Here is a 4816-nt window from a genome sequence, read left to right on the forward strand (position 1 = left end):
CTCTCAGCCCGGTACACACCAGAAAATTATTGATATGGCCATGAATGGCGTCGGATGTCGCGCCAGTGCACGCATTATGGGCATTGGCCTCAACACGATTTTACGACACTTAAAAAACTCGTAAGCGTACAGCGAGAACCGTATTGACGGGGATGTGTTATTCAGTTGGCAGTGTGATGCGCCAGGGTAGCAGCTCGCTGACCCGGTTGACCGGCCAGTCAGCTATGACGTCAAGGACATGGCGAAGGTAGCTTTCTGGATCCACGCCGTTCAGTTTGCACGTCCCGATCAGACTGTACAGCAACGCTCCCCGCTCACCACCGTGGTCTGAGCCGAAGAACAACCAGTTTTTACGACCCAGACTGACCATCCGCAGCGCATTTTCAGCGATGTTATTATCGGCTTCGGCCCAGCCGTTTTCTGCATAGTACGTCAGGGCCGGCCACTGGTTCAGGGTGTACGTGAACGCCTTTGCCAGCTCCGAGTGTCGCGACAGCGTTTTCATTTTTTCACGCAACCAGCTTTCCAGGGTACTAAGCAGCGGTTTCGTTTTCCGCTGACGTTCAGCAAGCCGTTGTTCCGCCAGCATTCCTCTTATTTCCGCCTCCACGGCATACAGTTCGCCGATACGCTTCAGGGCTTCCTCCGTCAGGGCTGACGGCGTGCGAACGTGCACATCGTGGATTTTACGGCGGGCGTGAGCCCAGCAGGCGGCTTCCGTTATCCGGCCATCGCGGTACAGCTCGTTGAACCCGGCGTACGCATCCGCCTGTAGCACACCGCTGAACCCCGCAAGATGGGTCTGCGGATGGATGCCTTTTCTGTCGGGGCTGTAGGCGAACCACACCGCCGGTGCCAGCGCTGACCCGGCGTTGCGGTCATCACGAACATACGTCCACAACCGCCCGGTCTTCGTCTTCTTATTGCCCGGCAACAGCACCTGGACCGGGGTATCATCGGCATGGAGTTTACCGTCAGTCAGGACATAGTCCTGAAGCGCCTCCTCCAGCGGGGACAGCAGCCGGCAGCATGCATCCACCCAGCCCGACAGCAGTGAACGGCTCAGTTCCACGCCCTGGCGACCGTATATTTCAGACTGACGATACAGCGGTGTGTGCTCTGCATACTTTGAGGTCAGCACGCGGGCCATCAGCCCCGGTCCGGCGATACCCCGCTCAATGGGGCGCGAAGGCGCGGGGGCCTGCACGATGGCATCACATTTTGTGCAGGCATGTTTTTCCCGTACGGTCCGGATCACCCGGAAGGCGCTGCGCATCAGCTCCAGCTGTTCAGCGGCATCCTCACCCAGGTAACTCAGCGCACCACCACACTCCGGGCAGCAGGAACCCGCTGGCCGCAGGCGTTTTTCATCGCGGGGGAGTGATTCGGGGAACGGTTTGCGGGTGCGGGTCTGACGCAGAGTGCGCTGTACTGCCGGGTCATCCACCCGACCGGTCAGCGTATCGCTCTCTTTCTGAAGCCGGTTCAGATCGGCTTCCATTTGTGCGATACGGCGGGAGACTTTTTCGGAACGGCTGCCGAAGTTCATCCGGCGAAGTTTATCCAGCTGCGTCTGCAGATGGTCTATTTCGCGCTCCCGGTCTGCCAGCTTTTCCAGCAGGGCACGGTTCAGCGCTTCCTGTTCGGCAAGGCGCTGTTTCAGCAGAAGGATGTCGTCAGAAGAGATGTCATTCATAAGCCAGCATTTTACCAGGCTTATTCTGCGACAACCAGGATAAAGAAGCCTACAGCATGGTCAGGGAGGTCAGCAACCGCTTCGGCTGTCGCCAGTCGATGCCTTCCAGCAGCATTGCCAGCTGCGCCGGGGTCAGGAACACTTTGCCATCGCGAGCTGACGGCCAGGCGAAGCGCCCGCGCTCCAGCCGTTTGGTCAGCAGGCACAGCCCGTCGCCGGTGGACCACAGAAGTTTAACCTGACTGCCGCTGCGGCCCCGGAAGATGAAGACATGGCCGGACATCGGTTCGTCTTTCAGCGCCGTCTGCACTTTTGCAGCCAGCCCGTTGAAGCCGTTTCTCATATCGGTAATACCGGCAACCAGCCAGATTTTGGTGCCTGTTGGTAGCGGGATCATCGCTTCAGTTCCTGTATCAGCAGAGTCAGAAGCTTTTCGCTGACAGTGCCGTTGAGGCGGAGTGTCCCGTGCCGGAACGTTACCTCACAGCAGATGCTGAGCTCTGAGTCCTCAGCGGGCGGTTCTGGTTGTACGGCGGTGGCATCGAGAGTCACAGGAAGTAACTGAGGACTCTCAGAGGAAGGTAATAGCAGCTTTCCCTCGCGCCACTGCTGGCGCCATTTAAAGAGCAGATTGGCATTAATGCCATTTTCAAGCGCCAGTTTTGAGATGGATATCCCGGGTTCGCAGGAGGCAGCAACGAGTTGCTGTTTAAACTCAGGAGAATAATTAGGGCAGCCTTTACGCCTGCCGGGAGTCATATTTTTCTGCATATCTGACACTTTGGTTCCCACTACTTATTTGGTGGACACCACTTTGTCGGATGCTTCAGATTATGACCAGACGGTTCACGCTGTACGCTTACGATTATCAATTACAAGGTCGATCATTCATGCTCACGGCGGCGAGCTGTCAGCAGAACAGCAGGGGCGTGAAATTGTGTTCAAAGTGCGCCTGTTAATGGATTAATCCCGTTGTTCAGGAGAAACCTGGAAGGTGACAAAATTGTCATCATTCAGTCACGCGATAAACAGAGGCGGTTTTTTATAATTATTCATAAATCAGGAGCAGCGTGATAACACAATCACCTGGTTCCTGGAGTGATGATTAACCCGCCCTGAGATCAACTGCTTTCTCTGTTATAAGCCATTGATTGTTTGGGTATGTAAACACCGGAGACCCAACCATGAAAAAGATTCTCGTATCATTTGTTGCCATTATGGCTGCCGCTTCATCTGCCATGGCTGCAGAGACAATGAACATGCATGACCAGGTAAATAATGCACAGGCACCTGCCCACCAGATGCAGTCATCTGCTGAAAAAAGTGCAATTCAGGGAGACAGCATGACAATGATGGATATGAGCAGTCACGATCAGGCCGCAATGTCCCATGACATGATGCAAAACAGCAATTCTGCTGCCCACCAGGACATGGCTGAAATGCATAAAAAAATGATGAAAGCTAAACCCGGAGCTACCAACGAAACAGCAAAGTCATTTTCTGAAATGAGCGAGCATGAGAAGGCCGCAGCTGTACATGAGAAGGCGAATAATGGTCAGTCTTCCGTTGTTCACCAGCAGCAGGCTGATAAGCATCGCAGTCAGATCACCCAGAATTAACCCGCAGCTCCACTTGTTAGACCCTCATTTGACGCCGAAGTCACTGGCTTACGCTCCCGTCCGGGAGCGTTTTTTTTCCCATATATCAAACTTTAACTCTGAAGAGGTGGAAGTATCTGACCAACACTGTCACGTAACGCCAGATAACTACAAAAACACCTTTTTCCTCCTGTAAATTGCAGTTCCTGCAAGAACATCAAGGCATAATGTTGGAACAGCGTGTGATACACACTTAGCATCATGTTTTGTATGTGTTTTTTTAAAACTTTACAACTTTAAAGTCTTTTTCAGGTTAAAGGATACAACTTTAATGTCTCTACACAGCCGAAAAGAACGTTTAAACTTTTACTTTTCAGAGTGATGTGCCCAGGGCACCACTCTTTTTCTCTGCTGGCATATGCCAGTCTGCATGGTTTTTGTGTTTTGCCTCTACAAAAGGGTTGTGTATGTCTGCTGCTCATCTCGGTTTCCCGACGGAAACCGTTGTTGTCTTTGTGGTGATGGCTGTCGGGGCGATGTTTATCGACCTCTTCATGCACCGTCACGATAAGCCTGTCTCGCTGAAAAGTGCCGCGATGTGGTCCGTTTTCTGGTTCTCGATGGCGATGGCGTTTGCCGGGTTCCTGTATGTTCACCACGGTGCCGAGATGGCGAGCCTGTTCCTCACCGGCTACGCGCTGGAAGAGGTGCTCTCGGTCGATAACCTGTTTGTGATGATGGCGATTTTTGCCTGGTTCGGCGTGCCGGATAAGTACCGTCACCGCGTACTCTACTGGGGTGTGCTGGGGGCGATTGTCTTCCGCGGTATCTTCGTGGCCATTGGGACCAGCCTGCTGAGTCTGGGGCCGTACGTGGAGGTTATTTTTGCGCTGGTCGTTGGCTGGACGGCGGTGATGATGCTCAGGCGCAACGAAGAGAGCGACGAGGTTGAAGATTACTCCGGACACCTGGCCTATCGCCTGGTGAAACGCTTCTATCCTGTCTGGCCGAAAATCAGCAGCCACGCCTTTATTCTGACCCAGAAAGAGGTCGATGCGGAGCTGGAAAAACCAGAAAACCAGGACGTAATGGTTGGGCGCGTCAAAAAAGCGAAACGTTACGCGACGCCATTATTACTTTGCGTGGCGGTCGTGGAGCTGTCTGATGTGATGTTCGCGTTTGACTCCGTACCGGCCATTATCGCCGTCAGCCGCGAGCCGCTGATTATCTACAGCGCCATGATGTTTGCCATCCTCGGCCTGCGTACGCTCTATTTCGTACTGGAAGCGCTGAAGCAGTATCTGGTTCACCTGGAGAAGGCGGTGGTCCTGCTGCTGTTCTTCGTGGCGTTCAAGCTCGGGTTGAATGCAACAGATCACTTCTGGCATCACGGCTACAGCATTGGCGCGACGACCAGTCTGTTCGTGGTATTAGGCGTGCTGGCGCTGGGGATTATTGCGAGCGTGATGTTCCCTGGGAAACGTGAGGCCTGATGCAACGCTCTTCTCCCTCTCCCTGTGGG

At 53.9% G+C, this 4816-nt stretch carries 5 protein-coding genes and 1 pseudogene; 3 read left to right on the forward strand and 3 right to left on the reverse strand.

The window, feature by feature from the left end; translation table 11 throughout:
- A pseudogene (locus M8370_RS22780) lies at positions 1-115 on the forward strand (IS1-like element transposase); the annotation flags it as partial.
- Positions 116-157: 42 nt separating this feature from the next.
- On the opposite strand, the gene tnpC reads toward M8370_RS22780, so the two are convergent.
- The 3 genes from tnpC to tnpA are packed head-to-tail and all read right to left on the reverse strand — an operon-like array spanning position 158 to position 2467.
- Entirely contained in the window at positions 158-1696 is a 1539-nt protein-coding gene (gene tnpC, locus M8370_RS22785; RefSeq protein WP_227113558.1) for an IS66 family transposase, read from the reverse strand.
- A 49-nt stretch (positions 1697-1745) separates the two neighbouring features.
- Complete coding sequence (gene tnpB / locus M8370_RS22790; RefSeq protein ID WP_004114612.1) at positions 1746-2093, reverse strand: IS66 family insertion sequence element accessory protein TnpB; 348 nt, start codon at positions 2091-2093, stop codon at positions 1746-1748.
- Positions 2090-2467 (reverse strand): IS66-like element accessory protein TnpA, encoded by a 378-nt coding sequence (gene tnpA / locus M8370_RS22795; RefSeq protein WP_004114613.1) that lies wholly within the window; start codon positions 2465-2467, stop codon positions 2090-2092. The genes tnpB and tnpA overlap by 4 nt, the downstream gene beginning before the upstream one ends.
- A gap of 413 nt (positions 2468-2880) precedes the next feature.
- On the opposite strand from tnpA, the gene pcoE reads away from it, so the two are divergent.
- Together pcoE and M8370_RS22805 are read left to right on the forward strand one after the other, a co-directional pair.
- Complete coding sequence (gene pcoE, locus M8370_RS22800; RefSeq protein ID WP_000723069.1) at positions 2881-3315, forward strand: copper resistance system metallochaperone PcoE; 435 nt, start codon at positions 2881-2883, stop codon at positions 3313-3315.
- A gap of 446 nt (positions 3316-3761) precedes the next feature.
- Complete coding sequence (locus tag M8370_RS22805) at positions 3762-4787, forward strand: TerC/Alx family metal homeostasis membrane protein (RefSeq protein WP_014833633.1); 1026 nt, start codon at positions 3762-3764, stop codon at positions 4785-4787.
- Positions 4788-4816 lie beyond the last annotated feature (29 nt).

The organism is Enterobacter cloacae complex sp. OE43NF (genome assembly GCF_023544405.1).
Classification (GTDB): Bacteria; Pseudomonadota; Gammaproteobacteria; order Enterobacterales; family Enterobacteriaceae; genus Enterobacter; species Enterobacter cloacae.